Source organism: Algibacter amylolyticus, from assembly GCF_014202225.1.
GTDB lineage: Bacteria > Bacteroidota > Bacteroidia > Flavobacteriales > Flavobacteriaceae > Algibacter_B > Algibacter_B amylolyticus.
In genome coordinates this window covers 172,278-189,568 of record NZ_JACHGE010000008.1, presented here as the reverse complement: position 1 = coordinate 189,568, position 17,291 = coordinate 172,278, and the positions used below count along the sequence as shown (strand labels likewise).

At 33.4% G+C, this 17,291-nt stretch carries 8 protein-coding genes; 1 reads left to right on the top strand and 7 read right to left on the bottom strand.

All coding sequences use genetic code 11. From position 1 onward, the window contains the following. Positions 1 to 81: 81 nt before the first annotated feature. The 3 genes from HNQ90_RS14450 to HNQ90_RS14440 form a co-directional block, all read right to left on the bottom strand. Positions 82 to 1,701: a T9SS type A sorting domain-containing protein gene (locus HNQ90_RS14450; RefSeq protein WP_144117790.1), complete on the bottom strand. Its 1,620-nt coding sequence runs from the start codon at positions 1,699 to 1,701 to the stop codon at positions 82 to 84. Between the two features lie 370 nt (positions 1,702 to 2,071). Beyond that, positions 2,072 to 4,255 (bottom strand): T9SS type A sorting domain-containing protein, encoded by a 2,184-nt coding sequence (locus HNQ90_RS14445; protein WP_144117791.1) that lies wholly within the window; start codon positions 4,253 to 4,255, stop codon positions 2,072 to 2,074. Positions 4,256 to 5,042: 787 nt separating this feature from the next. Next, positions 5,043 to 8,801 (bottom strand): beta-galactosidase small subunit-related protein, encoded by a 3,759-nt coding sequence (locus HNQ90_RS14440; RefSeq protein ID WP_144117792.1) that lies wholly within the window; start codon positions 8,799 to 8,801, stop codon positions 5,043 to 5,045. A 264-nt stretch (positions 8,802 to 9,065) separates the two neighbouring features. Here HNQ90_RS14440 and HNQ90_RS14435 point away from each other — a divergent pair, with 264 nt between their 5' ends. Beyond that, complete coding sequence (locus HNQ90_RS14435) at positions 9,066 to 11,429, top strand: glycoside hydrolase family 3 N-terminal domain-containing protein (protein ID WP_144117793.1); 2,364 nt, start codon at positions 9,066 to 9,068, stop codon at positions 11,427 to 11,429. 143 nt (positions 11,430 to 11,572) lie between these two features. Here the strand turns inward: HNQ90_RS14435 and HNQ90_RS14430 are convergent, their stop codons facing one another. The 4 genes from HNQ90_RS14430 to HNQ90_RS14415 all read right to left on the bottom strand — a co-directional run bounded on the left by HNQ90_RS14430 (position 11,573) and on the right by HNQ90_RS14415 (position 17,228). After that, positions 11,573 to 14,311, bottom strand: a complete 2,739-nt coding sequence (locus tag HNQ90_RS14430) for a metallophosphoesterase (protein WP_144117794.1) — start codon at positions 14,309 to 14,311, stop codon at positions 11,573 to 11,575. Next, positions 14,268 to 15,065, bottom strand: a complete 798-nt coding sequence (locus tag HNQ90_RS14425) for a tetratricopeptide repeat protein (RefSeq protein ID WP_172625918.1) — start codon at positions 15,063 to 15,065, stop codon at positions 14,268 to 14,270. Before HNQ90_RS14425 ends, HNQ90_RS14430 begins: the two co-directional genes overlap by 44 nt. Positions 15,066 to 15,203: 138 nt before the next feature. Continuing rightward, complete coding sequence (locus HNQ90_RS14420) at positions 15,204 to 16,085, bottom strand: hypothetical protein (protein ID WP_144117796.1); 882 nt, start codon at positions 16,083 to 16,085, stop codon at positions 15,204 to 15,206. Positions 16,086 to 16,202: 117 nt separating this feature from the next. Then, a complete protein-coding gene (locus tag HNQ90_RS14415; protein ID WP_144117797.1) occupies positions 16,203 to 17,228 on the bottom strand; it encodes a DUF5627 domain-containing protein in 1,026 nt (341 codons plus the stop codon). Positions 17,229 to 17,291 lie beyond the last annotated feature (63 nt).

Genomic DNA, 17,291 nt, shown 5'->3' with positions numbered 1-17,291 from the left:
AATCACCCTGTTTTTTTAATAAAAAATTCGTCTAAATATGTATTTAGACGAACTTTTAAACTAAAACTACTAATAAAACAACTAATTTTTAATAAGCTTTCTAGTACCTTGTAGTTCTCCTGAAGAAATACGGACAAGATAAAGTCCTCTACTTAACTGACTTGTGTTTACAGTACCAGAATTACCATAAGATCTATTTTCACTTATTAGGCTTTTAATTTTTCTACCGTCTATTGTGTAAATTTCAACACGTGCCGGATCGCTTAAATTATCATCAAATTTATAAGAAAATGAATCGTTAAATGGATTAGGATAAACAGATAGATTTTTAAAGTTTGATTTAAAATCTTCTGCACTTAACGACGTAGCAGCCACTATCCCTCTATAGGTTTTCTCGTACATTACAGCACTTGTTACATCCAAAAGCTGCACATTAAAGCTATAATCTTCAGCTTCAGTTTCAGGAATTGTAATACTCATTGCTATATCTCCAGAAGCCCCCATTGCTTGACCATATTCCGCATCCAATTCATTGCCAGCACCATCTAAAATTCTTAGCACTACAAAAAGATCTTCAGCTATATCTTTAGTATAGCTAACTGTAATATCCTGTTCTGAACTAATCAATACAGGGTTTGGTACACTATTTATAGCAACTGTATTTGCTGGTGCTGGATCCACTGTAACTCCTGATATATCTTCACCAACTACAAAACCATACCCCGTATCAATATCAAATATCTGAGCCTGATAGTTATAACCTCCACCTAAGGCATCACCTGGTATAGGAAGTGGTAATGTTAAAGTTCCTGAGCCAGCGGTTACTATTTGATTAACATCGGTTAAATTAGTAGTACCTTGTCTTAAACGTATAAAAATATGCGCATTAACCACATCTGTTGTATAATCAAAAGTAACATTTACGTCTGATCCTGCTGCAACCGTTGTAGGAGCAACTGTCATCATTATTTCATTAGCTGGGGCCACTGCTTCTTCTAAAGTAATTCCTTCAACAGTATCGGCTGCGAAATAAGACCAATTATTTCCTTGTGGACCCAAATCATAAAATTGTGCCTGAAAATTATAGTCGCTCCCTAATGCTTCATCTGGTATTGGAACACTTATGGTTTCACTTCCTGAAGTTGAAGTTAATTTCTTACTACCCTGAGTCAAATCTCCATTAGCTCCGTTTCGAAACTTAATAAATACCCATAAATCACCTCCATTAGGTCCTGTTGTAGCATAATCAAAGGTAAGATCAACAGTAGAATTAGCATTTACTGTTGTAGGGTAACTAGTTAATTCTATAAAATTTGTTGCTGCCGTTAACGTAACGCCATTATAATCTACACTAGCTAAAGTTGCCGAATAATTTGAATTAAACAACTGTGCTTGATAGCTGTAAGAATTATCTAGAGGTAATTCTTCTCCATTAAACGAACGAGGTATTTCAAGTGATACAGTTAAAGTACCAGAACCTGCAGGCAAATCATAAACAGGACTTGCCGTAAGATTTCCATCTGCATTTTTAAACCTTATAAATGCATGACCAAGCTCTGCTAAAGTATAATCAAAGGTAATATCAATATTCGTGTTTCCTTCTACGGAAGCTGGAGGGTTAACAATCGCTATTGAATTCTGTGCTTGCAATGACAATGACATTAGTATTGCAGTAAATAGTAATAGTATTTTTGTTTTCATAATTTTTGTTTGTTTTAAATTAGTAATTAGTTTTTCTCTTCAATTAATATATTCATAGGCACTATTTTTTTTAAACAATCTCTTTATTTGTTAAATATACACTTTTTTATTTAAATGTAACTTGCACACTTAAAATAAAATGTAAATAATTTCTAGAAATATGCGTGGATTAATTTTTTTTAAGCTAAAGCTAAGCCTTTTATAATTACTAATACTCATAAATTCATGCTTTAACATAAATCTTAGCTGCATTGCAGATAAAACAAAATTTTAAATCTCTTACCTACTAAAACTCTAATTACCCGGATTTTTAACATAAAAAAAATCGCTTAAACTTAATTAAGCGACTCTTTTTTTTACAAATTAACTATTATTTTTTTACTATTTTTTTTGTTCTAATAGCATTCCCGGAACTAATTCTTAGCACATACATACCTCTACTTAAGTGGCTTGTATTAAATGTTATACTATTAGAGTTTTTGTTGGTGTTGGTAACTACTTTAACTCTTCTTCCATCAATTGAAAATAATTCTAAGCTAACTGCGTCTTTAAATTCTGAGTTATATCTATAAGTAAATGAATCTGAAAAAGGGTTTGGATATACCATTTCTTCCAAATCGATAGTCTCCTCTTTAGTCGCTTTTGTTGGACCAGCTGGTTTAGAAGATGAAGCATTTAAATCTGGAATAGTATAAGAAGTTAAAGTTAGTTTAGCTTTACTGTCCTGTATAACCGCTCCTCCTACCGTATCTCCAGACGACCCTATATATGTCCACTCTAAACCATGAACATACCATTGGTTAGTTAAAACTGGTAAATTACTATTGGCATCAACAACTATTAACTTCTGTAAAATATCTTTCATACTTATTGATACAGAAAAAGGTGTTGTACTAAAAGTGGTTTGCCAAATACCATCTCGAGGATTGTTAGTTGGCACTAAATTATAGGTTGCTTCCTCACCATATCCGCCTGTATTTCTTTTTAACACATGATATGTAATACCTCCACTGGTAATATTAGCCAATGGCTCTAAATTATCATTAGGATCTGCGGCATACTTTTGCGCTAAATTTCCAGAATTATCCCAAGTATGTACAATAATATCCGATCTTTTAAAAGTATTATCAATAGATCCTGATTTATCGTATAACCACGCGGTCATGTTTAAAAATGTACGACCTTCACTATTAGGTCCCCATTGTCCTGTTGCCGTACAGGTTACATTATTAGATAGCGAAGCTATTTTAGTTGGATAACCACGGTCTACATTATCTTTATCATTATGCCAAGAAAATTTTTGAATTTTAATATCAAATTCAGAATGACTATAAGGCCCTCCTGAAGAACCATTATTATCCCATTCTACCCAAGATGCTTGTTCGGCAGGTCCAAATTTAGCCGTAATATCACCTTGCCAATTTTCGTTAACAAACCAGTTGCTATAATAACCATTGCCTAAAGCCTCCGCAAATTTTTCGTTTTGCCAACGCCCATTTTCATAACCTATTTGTCCTCTATAAGTAATAACACCATCGCCTTTATTAAGCTGTTGCGTTGGAATATTTTGCACTGAAACTAACGATCCAGAAGTGTCGTACATAAGTACTCGAAGAAGGTTTACAGCTGCTGGATTACCGTTATTAATTACTAAGTTAATTGGCACAGTGCCACTACCTGCAGAAGTTATGTTTGTTGACGCTTTTCCAATGATGATATCATTAGGTCCTACTTCATGGTTGTCACGTACTTCAACCTCTATTTTACCTGCTTGAAGCGCACTATATTGTACGTTTACTGTTCTAATAGTTCCGTTATTAATAGGATCTGCAGGGGTGTTAACAATTGCGAGTGTATTATTACCTCCCGGCGGTGTACCTGTTGTAACTGTAACGCCAGCAATCTCGCTGGCTCTTCCGCCCCAACCTTCTAATAGTTGTGCGTGAATTTCATAATTTGTACCAGCCGAACCAGGTGCTTGTACCGTTAAAGGTAAGGTTCCTGAATTGGCAGTAATAGAAGATATAATGTCGAAGTTTAGTTGACTATTTGTATTGGTGTCTTGAAATTTCACTAATAACTTAGCGGTTGGAAAGTCTTTGGTATAACTCACATTAAAAGTTATTACATCATTAGCCGTAACTGAAGTAGGACGATTTAAAATAGTTACACTATTTGCTTGTGGTGATGCCCCTGTTACTACTGATACTGCTCCGTTATCATCGGCTCTTCCAGACCAGTTTTCTAATAACTGTGCTCTAATTTCATAATTAGTACCAATTGTTGATGGTGCTAAAACTTTAAAATTTAAAGTTCCTGAATTAGCGGTTATACCAGAGATAATATCAAATTCTAGTTGGCTATTGGTATTCGTGTCATGGAATTTAACCATAATTCTTGCCGTAGAAAAACTCTTAGTGTAATTGACGGTGAAATCAATGGAATCTCCTGCTACTACGGAGGTTGGTCGGTTTAATAATGTAATACTATTTTGAGCTTGAATAGCCATTGAAAAAAGTATTCCAAAGAATATTAATAAGTATTTAGTTTTCATAAGTTTGTTTTACTATTTAAATATTAAATTAATTTTAATTCTTCATTTTTCATTTTATTCTTTTTTGTTTACGCTTTATTTTATCATAGGCATATTATGTTATTAGGGTTAATATTATGGTGTCATTACATTTAAATTGACACCTTGGTTTTAAAAGGATTAAATCATTTAGAGAATTAGTTTACTTTAACTTATTGAATAAAAGTGTAAAAATCACACTTAAAAAAAGACAAGTAAATATCCCTTATTCATTAGTAAACAACCAATGAATACTATTCTAGTATTTTAATAAAATTTATAAAAGGTTACTATTTACACTACGGTATGTAATACATATGTAAATTGATTTTTCTTAGGGTTTATGATTTTTACTGGTAACGGTATAAAAACAATTCTAATTCACATTATAAACTAGATTCGTTTTTAGTGCTAGTTATTGCTACTAATTATATTGTTAAACTAAAGAAACAATAAATATGGAATTATAAATAAACCTAAAAAAACGTTCTTTGATTCTTTTATAAAACACATGACCTAACTACTTAACATTGTTAAATATAGAAAAAAAAAATCAAAAAGTGTAGTTTTTACATTAAATATTCAACAGGGAATATCGACTACCTGTTTATGCTAGTAAAATCAACATACTAAAGTGTAATCTTTATCTGAACATAAAAATCCTCTTGTAGAAATAAGTTAAAAAAGTAAAAGGGTCTACTTGGTAAAATATTACGCAGTAAACCCTTAAGTAAATTGAGAGAGAGTATCTAAAAAATGGTTGGTCTCATTAATTTTTAAACGGTTTTATATAAAAGGTAAACTCATAAGCTTTAGGAAGCACTCTATACTCATTTAATATAGAAATAGCTGTACCTCCTACTCCAGAAGTTTTGTGATCTAAGTTTAAGGTTACATAATCGACATCTTTTAATTGACGCTGGTAGTAAGCGCGCGTCATATTATCCGTATCATACATTTGTGCACTTGTATTAAATGTTTCATTGCTATTAATTAATAATCCATATCCACTATTATCGCTAATAGAAGTCCAATACACATCGGTTTTATTACCATGGTCTTGCGGAATAATGTAGGGTACATAATCGTCTTTTACCGTAGTTTCGTAACTTCCAAATTTTGCTCCAGTTTTTCTGTCTGGGTAGGTTTCATAAGGTCCTCTTCCATACCATTTAATATTTTGAAACGTATTTGGCAATTGCAGTTGTAGTCCTATTTTAGGAATCCAATGCGTAAACTCACCTTCTGCCGATGCTGTTGTTTTTATGCTTATCTCGCCTTCATTTGAAATGGTATAATTAAATATATTAAAGAAACCAGTAGCAGCATTATTAATGTGATTTGTTGTAGCCAATACAGCCACTTTTAAACCGACACTATTTTTGTTTTTAATAATCTCCATGGTTTCAACTTCATGTTCTAGATTGTTTAGACCTAAGGCATACCATCCGTTTGCAATGTTTTGCCCCATGCCATCTTGTTCATGTCCTATTTTGGTAGTGAATGTTCCCCAAGCATCCAACTCGTTTGCAAGTGGAGCACGCCAAATATTAAATTTAGGTCCTTGTTTTAAATATTCTTTGCCTTTAAAAATTAAAGACGACAGCAATCCATTTTCTTTACTAAATGTATACGTAAAATCGGCACCTTTAAATACTATATTATCTGCGTTTTCTGCTACAGACACTCCTTGGCTTTCTAATGTTACAGGTTTCTTTTCTATAAATGGAAATTCAAATTGTTCCCAAGCTACTTCAAAGCCTTTCTTCTCCCATGTATTATCTTCAGTAAGAGCAAAACTTAACTCTAAAACATAATGTGTTGCTTCCTTAAAGTGTTTTGTTTTGTAGGGAATATTAAATAATTTCTTTTGTAACGGATCTAGTTCTATTTTTATGGATCCAGACTCCACTTCTTCTCCATTAGCTTTTAAAGCCCAACGCGCTTTTAAACTATTTAAATTGGTAAAAGAATAACGGTTAAAAATTTCTACATCTCCTGCTTCTAAATTAACAAGCTTAATTTCGACAGGTTGTGGCGATTTTTTTAACTGCCATAATTCGGGCTGTACACTTCTATCCGGCCATACCAAACCATAAGTTCTTCCTGGTAAACCTATGCTGTAATAGTGAGATTCATCTGTTTCAGATTCAAAATCTAACCAAAGTGATGCTTCTTTTTTGAGCGACTCGCTATTACTTTTTAAATCTTCAACAGAAATTACTTTATTGAAAATTCTAACATTATCGATGGTTGTATGTGTTAGATAACCTAAATGATTATCAATAATTTCGGCAGACTTTCCAACATTAACAGGGTAAGGCCCATTAATTATGTTGCCCATTGCAGCTTTTGAAGCCACCTCTACGCCATTGATATAAAGCTTTAAGTTTTCGCCATCGTAAATACCAGACACTTGATGCCAGTTACCTAACCAATTATTTGGAAGATTGGCTTCCAAAACAACTATATTATCAGTATGAATGTAGAATTGAATTTTAGTATCGCTCGATTGTAAAATACCATATTGATAATTCCCTTTAGTAATAAAATAAGCATCACCATTGTATTGCTCTGGCTTTACCCAAAAGGATAAGGTTAGTTTATCATTTAAAATATCTAAAGCTGGATCTCTATATACTTCCAACCAGTCGTCGTGTCCACTTAAATAAAGCGCTTTACCAAACTTGCCATCCTTTAGTAGTGCTTTATTCATTAAGGAAGCAGTAACATTGTTAGGAGAAGCATCTGGTGTTGTTCGCCATCTAGAATCTATTCCTGGGCTCACCCAATCCCAAATGGCACCACCTGTAAGGCGTGGATATTTATAAATAACATCCCAGTATTCGTCTAGTCCGCCTAGTGCATTTCCTGCCACCGATAAATACTCATCCATAAAGGATGGTCTAGGGTCGTCGCCTAATGCAAACCGTTTTTTAAGAGTAAATGGTGTTACATAACGCGGACCAACAATATCTTCGCATTTAATAGGGTTCGTTTTAGGATTTTCATCGCTATTACCGCCATACATCCATGCCGGACGACTTGGGTCTATTTGTTTTCCTTCGGCAATTAGTGCACAAATATTATCTCCAGGGCCACTTTCGTTACCGGCACTCCAAATTACTACCGAGGCATGGTTTCTATCTCGATATACCATTTTTCGCATACGGTCCAAGTATTGTTCCTTCCACTCTAGTCTGCTAGATAAATAAATGTTACTATGCGCTTCATCACCAGTTTCATCAATAATATACATGCCTAATTCATCGGCTAAATCTAAATACTCCACATTTGGTGGGTAGTGACTCGTTCTAACACAATTAACATTAAACTGCTTCATTAAAATTAAATCTTTGCGCATGATCTCTACATCCATTGCATGCCCAGTTTTTGGATGCATCATATGGCTATTTACAGCATTTAATTTTACAGGCATTCCATTAACATAAATGGCTTTATTTTTTACTTCAACCTCTCTAAAACCTGTTTTATGACTAAAAACCTCTACAACTTTATTGTTAGCATCTATAAGCTCTAAGGTTACAGTATATAAATTAGGATGCTCTGCAGACCATTTTTTAGGATTATTAACTAAAAATGAACCTGAGAATTTTAAAGGCCCGTTCGCTAATTTATTTCCTGTATTAACATTTAAAGTTTCAGATAAAATTTCCTTCTTTTTATCGTTAAATAAACGTGCACGAATAGCATGATTGCTAATATTTTCATTGTTAAAATTAGTTACAAAGGCTTCAATATTTAAAGTGGCATCTTTATAACTTTCATCTAAATCTGTTGTTATGTAATAATCGTGTACATGTGTTTTTGGAGTAGACATAACGTATACATCTCTAAAAATACCGGCAAGTCGCCATGTATCTTGATCTTCTAAATATGAACCATCACTATAATGAAGTACTTTTACAGCTATACTATTTTTACCATTTTTTAAATATGGTGTAATATCATATTCTGCAGGTTCCATGGCACCTTGATTATACCCTACTTTTTGCCCGTTAACCCAAACATAAGATGCCGATTGAACACCTTCAAAACGCAAAAAATGTTGCTTTTCTTTCCAGTTTTTAGGCAATGTAAACGTTCTGTAATAAGACCCAATAGGATTAAATTCTTTTGGTACTAAAGGCGGTTTTGACGCATACGGCTGACCAATATTTCTGAACATAGCGTACCCAAACCCTTCCATTTCCCAATTTGAAGGCACGTTTATATTATCCCATTTTTTATGGTTATAATTATCTTTATAAAAGTCTGCTGGTGCTTTTTCTAAATTTTCTGAAAAATTAAATTTCCAAACGCCATTAAGGTTGGTAAAATTTGAAGATGATTTTTTATCTACACTTAAAGCTTCTTTTAAGGTATTAAAGGGCATTAAATTAGTATGCGGTAATACTTGGTTAATTTGAAATATTTCTGGGTTCTCCCAATCATTCTGAGATTGTGAAAAACTGAAACTGCTTAATAAGCATATAAAGAAAATAGAAGCGCTATATAATTTAATCATATTAATCGTTTTTATAATTCAAATATTTCAAATAGAGTATTGAAAATCTAAATCATCACTTTTTAAATTCAGGTAAATTAATTCATATTTTTAAAGGAAAAATGTATTCTTATTTCCTATATTTACCAAATATAGTGTATTTTATACACTTTATATTTGAAAGTTATAAAAAAAGATTTTAGAGAGGTGTTTAGTGCTTATTTTAAAGCCCGTAACACCTGTAAAAATGGACTAAAACCTCGATAATTAAATTTAAAAACTCCTATGAATACTAAAACAACAATTGTAGCAGTAGCAAGTTATTTTTTAATACTTGCATCCTGTAGTGCTCAAAAAAATAAGACAAAAAACCTACCTTATAAAAATAGCACATTACCGGTGGAAGTTCGTGTAAATGATCTTTTGGGACGCATGACACTTGATGAAAAAATTTCGCAAATGAATATGTTAAGCCTAAAGCATATAAAATATGACGACAAAGGCAATATTAGCGAAAAAACATTAGACTCTTTATTTAAAGGTGGTAGTATTGGTACGCTTGAAAGTCCGTTTATTGGAGTAGATATAATTTCTAAATTATCTGAAGCAAGCGATAATTATTTACGAAACAACACAAGGTTAGGTATACCTGCCATACAAATAGCGGAATGTTTACATGGTCAGTTGGCGTTTGGAGCGACTATTTTTCCGCAAACTATAGGACAAGGAAGCACATGGAATCCAGAGTTAATAAAAAAAATGGGAGCCACTATAGCACAAGAGGCTAGTCTGTCTGGTGTAGATCAAGCTTTATCTCCAATTTTCGATTTATCTAGAGATCCAAGATTTGGTAGAGCCGAAGAAACCTTTGGTGAAGACCCATATTTAGTAGCCGAAATGGGAAAAGCATTTGTTATAGGTATGCAAGGCGATCCTGAAGTTACAAAAACACACATACCAGATGGTAAATTAATGTGTACTGCAAAGCATTATGTAGCCTATAGTACTCCTATTGCTGGTATTAATCTTGGACCAAATAATATAGGCCCAAGAGAATTAAGAGATTTGCACTTATACCCATTTCAAAAAGTGATACAAGAAGCTAATATATACTCGTTAATGCCTGCCTATAATGAGGTTAATGGTATACCAATGCACTCCAACACTTATTTAATGAAGGATGTTTTAAGAAACGAACTTGGGTTTACAGGTTATGTGTTTTCAGATTACGAGGCCGTAGCCATGCTTAATTATTTTCATAAAATTACAGAAGATGCAGCCGCAACTGCTATTAGCGCCATTGAAGCTGGTGTAGACCTAGAAGCGCCTAAGACTTTTGCGTATTCAGAATTAGCCAATTTAGTAAAAACAGGACAAGTAGATATTAAACTTATAGACCAAGCCGTTAGTAACATACTAACCGTTAAATTTAAAACTGGCTTATTTGATAAACCCTACAAAGCCCCTAAAAAAGTTTCTGATCTTATCCATACCGAAGAAGCTGTAAATCTAGCTAGAGAAATAGCCGAAGAATCTATTATACTACTTAAAAACGAAAATAGCTTATTACCATTAAATGCAAATACCTTAAAGTCTATTGCTGTTGTTGGCCCAAATGCGCATCAAGTACAATATGGCGATTATAGCTATACCAAAGATAACGCTTCGGGAGTAACAATACTAGATGGTATTAAACAATACGCAAACAACACCATAGAAGTAAATTATGCTAAAGGGTGTGACATTGTTGGTGATGATAAAAGCCAAATTCAAGCTGCGGTTGAAGCTGCAGAAAAAAGCGACGTTGTTGTTTTAGTTATTGGTGGTACAAGTAGTGTTTTATCTGGAATTGGCTGGGGCCAAGATATTCCAGGCGACTACCCTACTTCTGGCGAAGGTTTTGACAGAACAACGTTAACACCTCCTGGTGTACAGCCAGAACTTATAGAAGCTATTTATAAAACAGGAAAACCAATTGTGCTAGTAATGGTGCATGGAAGAGCCTATTCTATTGCTTGGGAAAAAGACCATATCCCAGCAATTGTTGAAGCTTGGTACCCAGGAGAACAAGGTGGAACTGCTGTTGCTAAAGTACTATTTGGCGATGTAAACCCATCTGGAAAACTAACAGTAAGTGTACCTAAAAGTGTGGGCCATGTTCCTGTATTTTATAACCATAAGCCATCTGCTAGAGGATTTTATAGAAATCCGGGTAGCCCAGAAAAACCAGGAAGAGATTATGTGTTTTCTTCTCCAGATCCATTATTTCCTTTCGGACATGGTTTAAGTTATACGCAGTTTGAATATTCCGATTTACAAGTACAAGACACAAAATTAGATATGAATGGCAACTTAAACCTATCTATAAAGCTTAAAAACACAGGTAAAGTAACGGGTAAAGAGGTTGTTCAGGTTTATTTTAACGATAAAATTAGTTCGGTATCTACTCCTGTAAAAGTTTTAAAAGAATTTAAAAAAGTAGAATTAAAACCTTCTGAAACCACTACAATTAATTTTACCATTCCTATTAATGAATTTGGTTTATGGGACAAAGACCTAAAGTATGTAGTTGAACCAGGACAGTTTGAAATAATGATTGGTAGTTCTGCTGAAGATATTAGACTTAACAAAACCATTACCATTGAGTAATGCCATATAAAAACTAGAAATAGTTATTATAAAGTTTACTGTTAATCATAAAAAAAGAGGAATAAATTAATTTATTCCTCTTTTTTATTTCTCGAATATTGCTCTACGTTTTGTTTAAAGTAAAGTAGCTTTATAACCCTATTTTACTCCACTACAATATTTTTATAATACTCTTCTTTATCTGTAATAATATGCACCACATACATTCCAGCAGGCATAGCATTTACGTTAATTTTACTAAGTGTACTTGATTTAACAAGTTTACCCACCGCATTATAAATTTTAACCTCCTTTAAAGATTCACTAGGTTTTACATTAATATTTAAAAGCCCTTTAACAGGAACAGGATATGCAATAGTATCTAAACTATTAACTACATTTTGTTCTGTAGAAAGTGAAATACCCGTTTTATTTATTGTAAAGTAATCTGAAACAGAACCATTATCGTTAATGAATTTAACTACTAAGTTTTGTCCATCGACGCCATCGTCTTCTATTTCTAAAACACATGAACCCAATTCATTTAAAGAAGCATACATAGCATTATGATCTAAATCTCCTCCAGAAATTTTACCTGCAGATCCTGTAGTTATATATACAGCACCTGGATTTTCTGTATCTGTTTTTTGGTAAGCACCATCTGCAGTATCTGCCTTACCAGATAAATTTCCATTGCTACCAACCGTATGTGAACTTATATCAAAACTATCAGAAAGTCCGTAATGTCCATTTATAAAATAAGATCTTTCATATGAATGTGAATGACCACTCAAAATTAAATCGACACCATTTGCCTCTAAAATTGGTAAAAAGTTATTTCTCATATTTACCAGAGGCGCTTCAAAATCTGAATCGTGAGATCCTTTAGAGTAAGGTGGATGATGAAATATAGCCACAATCCAGTCTTGGTCTGTATTTTGAATATCTTGCGTACACCAAGCCATTTGGTTTTCGTTGGTATCTAAGGTATAAGATTCTAATACTATAAAGTGAATATTGGCATAATCAAAAGAATAATACGCCTCTGTTCCCGAAGGTATACCTCCCGATTCTCCTGCCGTTGGAAAACTAAAAATATCGTAATAAGGCCCAGTTTGCGTATTTGAATCTGCCGAATACCCATCATGATTTCCTAGTGTAGACCATGCTACCGTATTCTTTAGTTGCTCTTTATAAATATTAAAAAGTGCTATTTGATATTCGTTGTCTAAACCGCTATTATAAGCGTTATCCCCTAAAAATAACATCATATCTGTTTGGTTAGGGTTTGTACTTGCGTTTGCTACATAATCATAATATTCATCACGAACATTTTTCTGATTTAAATCCCCGGTACCAGCATCTCCTAAAATCCATGCTCTTACAAATTGATCTGTACCTGTAGTTGGCGCTGTTTTAAAAAACATATCGCTAGACTCTAAAACAAATACACCTGCATTGTTTGCTATTTCGTAGTAGTATTTGGTGTTTGGAAGCAAACCTGTTAACTCAATTTCATGATCGCTATTTACTGCTGTATTAGACACCGTGCTATTTAAAGCCCCTAAAGACGTACCGTAATTAATAATAGTTTCTGTATTGGTATTGGTTCTATATTTTACAGTAATAGCATCTGGTCTTCCTTTTTGTAAATAAGGGCCTCTTGTTAATTCTGCTTGAACTTCATCTCTAACTTCTAAGCGAAAATTAAAACTAATATCAGAACTTGTTGCTCCATTTTGATGGATCTCGACAGCTACAACGTTTGTACCATCAACTAAAAGATTATCTATTACATTATTAATCCATATACCTTCTGTAGCTGCAGAAGTTGCAAAACTGTTATAATTAATAGTTCCACTTGGCATATTATCTCGCCACACCTCTGTACCATTAATATACACGACCATACCATCATCTCTTAAGGCACTCATATCTAAATATTTTAAAGAGACATCGTCTGTTGATGCGGTAAAAGATTTCCTGTAATACGAGGTAAGCGCTCCAGTACTAATAACCGTTGCTTCATCTCCTTCACCATAACCCAATTCGGCATTACCAGACGCCCAAGACGAATCATCAAAAGCAGCAATTTTCCAGTTGCCTGTTGGTTCATTTCCAGCATCATAATAGTTCCAATTATCACCTACCGAGATACGCTCGCCAGGAGACGGCGTCGATTCTACGGTTATTCCCGTTACGTTTTGTGTTGCCAAATGCACGTAACCATCCGGCACATCTGGATTAAAAATTTGGGCTTGGTAGCTGTAACTAGACCCAGGAAATAAACCTGAAGGTATTTCTAGACTTAAAGTTAATGTTCCTGCATTATCGGTTACTATTTGGTTAACATCTGTTAGGTTTCCGCTTATGTCCTTAAATCTAATAAAAGCATGTGCACGTTCTACATCCTTAGTATAATCAAAAGTAACATTTACAAATGTACCCGCTTGTACCGTTGTTGGATAATTAGTCATTACTATAGTATTTGGTGGTACTTCTCCTGCTACTACGGTTACACCTGGAAAATTTTCGGTAGCCAAATGTGCATAACCCGCATCCGGATTAAATATTTGTGCCTGATAACTATAACCAGAACCAAGTGCCGATGCCGGTATTGGCAGGTCTAATGTTAAGGTTCCTGAATTATCCGTTACTATTTGATTAACCTCGGTTAAATTACCACTAGCATCTTTTAATCTGATGTATGCATGCGCTCTAGCTACATTTTTTGTGTAATTAAAAGTAATAGCGACCTCGGTATCTGCCGTAACGGTAGTTGGAGGATTAACCAAAGTTATTGAGTTTTGTGCAAATGTAATTGCAGAAACAAACAATAAAAAAACATATACAATAGGTTTAATTTTCATTTGATAATTTATTTTCAAGAGTATTGATTTCATTTTGTAGTTTTTTTATTGCTAATGTATTTCTAAACTTTTCATTTAATAAAACTATAGCTGTTTTTGCCTGTTGAAGGGCTATTTTAGAACCTTCAACACGCTTGTTGTCAAATAGATACTTTGCCTTGTTATAATACCAAAACTCTCTTCTATCTGTACTTAATATAAAATAGTTGTATTGCTCTATAGCCTCTTCTATTTTAAGTGAAGCTTCTAAATATTCTAATTTTTGTAATTGGAGTGCAAATGTGTTTTTACCCAACTTGTTTAAGCCAGATTGAATAACTTCGAGCGCCTTTGGATAATCATTTGAGTTTAATGCCAGATAAATTTGGCTATATTCGATAACGTCGTCTGGATTAATATCTATGGTATTATTAATAAAATAACCATAATATTTTAAGGCTTCTTGATAGTCTTTTAATTGAATTAATATTTGAGCATGCAACTTGTTAATCTTAACATCTACACTATCCTTTTTTAAATAAACTTTTGAAGCCTCTAATGCTTGCTTAAATTTATTCTTTTTAAAGTAGCTTTGAGCTTTTCTATAGTTCAGCAGGTTGCTTGAGTTACCTAATTTTTCTGATTTTAAATAGTCTTTAATAGCTTTATTAAACTCTTCATGTTGTTGATACAAGAATCCGCGTTCAAAATATAATATAGCATTTTTTGGATGCTTCCCAATTTCTATCGTTTTCTCTTTTATACGTTTAGATAAACTCCCGTGTGCGTATAGACATGATGCCGACATTAGGCAAATTGCACATAAAAAATTTCTAAAAAAGTTTAACTTTTCCATAAAAAGAAAATTGGGCATATTTACAAAAAAGAGATTCTCGAAAAGTTTAACCTGTTATTGATTCATTACACCTCCATACTTATTTCAATTCTATGGGTTAACCACGATAGGAAAGCTTACCTCGGTACCTGGTAATCTGTGTTTAACTTTTACCTCGGTAACTACAGCACTTATTGGCTTACCATTTAAAGGGTTAGCAGTAATACCTAATGCTTCAAAATCTTCAGCTCCAATTTCAGCTTCACTATTATTAATCTGAGTATATCGAATAACAGTTCCAGAAAGATCTAATATTTCGTTTACTGAATACTCTGTTTTTGTTGGTCCGCTTACAAGTACAGCACTTTTAGGAAAAAATGTAGTTAGATTTAATTCTTGAACTATATTTAGTCCTGTTGCAAGGTGTGTTATACTTACATCGGTATTCGAATCAATCGCTGTTCCGTTAGCAGGTACCGTTTCTAAATCCTTTCTAACATCTAAATATAGTAAATCTGCAATATCTCCGTTCTCATAGGTAAATGTAATTACCATATCCGTTAAGTCTAAACTTTGGTTATAGAAATAATCTGTTTTAGGTTCTGTTTTAATTTCCATGGCAGTAACCTCGTTTGTAATGGTTATGGCCTGTACCAATCCTTTTCCTGTTTCACCAATTTTTATAGTTATGGCTTCATTCGAAAAATCTAATACTGTACCATTTTCTGGTTCGGTGGTGATACCTTCTTGAGCAAAAGCACTAAAAGGAATATCTATATCTTCGCCACCTTTATTTAGAGTAATAACTAAATCGGATAAATTTAGCATATCTCCTAATATATAATCTAATTGCGGCAATGTTTTCATGGAAACTCTCTCAATATTTGAAGACGCATCATCATCGCTATCACAAGCGCTAAAAAGCACAACAAATCCAAATGCACATAATAAAGCTAAGAATTTAGAGCTTGAAAAATTAATTATTTGTTTCATCTGTTTTAATATTTTTAATAATCGAAAAATTTTTGAGACATTCAACTTAATTGCTTGAATAATTAAGTGTTAATGAATAAAATTTAAGTTTATTATAGTTTATTTTATTTCTTGATTCTACTCTTTAAGCTCTACTACAAACTCTTCAAAAACCGCTGCTCTATCTCGAATTACTAGGGTATCCTTTACAGCATGGGTTTCACTAAAATCTGGATCGGTATATGTATAATCTAAATATATAACATCTCTCGACTTTCCTCCCCAAGCATCGCCGTCTTCTACATATTTCCCTGAGCCAGTTATACCATTAGGATCACCGTCATAACTCGATATTGTACAAGAACCATCATCATTAAATGTTAACTCCATTTCAATATTACCAGGGCTTGACTCCTCACCTCGACCTATTAAGTTTTCTAATTTAACTTTATTTAACCCTGTAGTTTCTACAAGCATTACTTCATCATCAACTACGTTTGCTCCATGGTATCTTCTGCCAATAGAACTTGTTGGTGCAGTTATCATATCGACACCCCTTCTAAGATAGTTCCCATGAAATTTATTCATAAATTTAATTCCAAAAAGTGTATAATCTTTTGGTAATACATCCCAATCTGCAGGATTAACTCTATCAGGGTTTGGTAAAACGCTAGAGCCTGATAAAATACTATCAATATTATCTGCCCTTGTTATTGTTAAAGGAATAACATAGTTAGTTGTATTTACGGCTCCAAAGGAAAGTGGGTCTTCAAAAAACTCATCACGTAATTGCACCTTTATACGTGCTTTGGTATCTCCCGATGGTATAACAACCGGACTAATTCTTTCCATGGTATAGTATGCAGGCGGAAGTGCTTTTACATTATCTACATTATCCAATAAACTATTATCTACTTCAAAATAGATACTTCGTTGTGTATCATTACTACGTATCCCCGTCATAAGCGCCGTAATTTCAAAGTTATAATCATTATCAGTGTCATTAAAACCTTGATCGTACTTCCCTAAAATAAGGGTTCGTGCAGGTGTTTGATATGGAAAATAAGTTGCTATAACATCAAAATCATCAAATTCTGGTTCAGAATTGCTACACGATATTGCGATTAGCGCACTTATTAATAATACTATATTTCTTGTATTCATCGGGCGAAAAATTTACAATTAATCATTTATCTTAAGTGGGATTTTACAATCACCATCATTTTT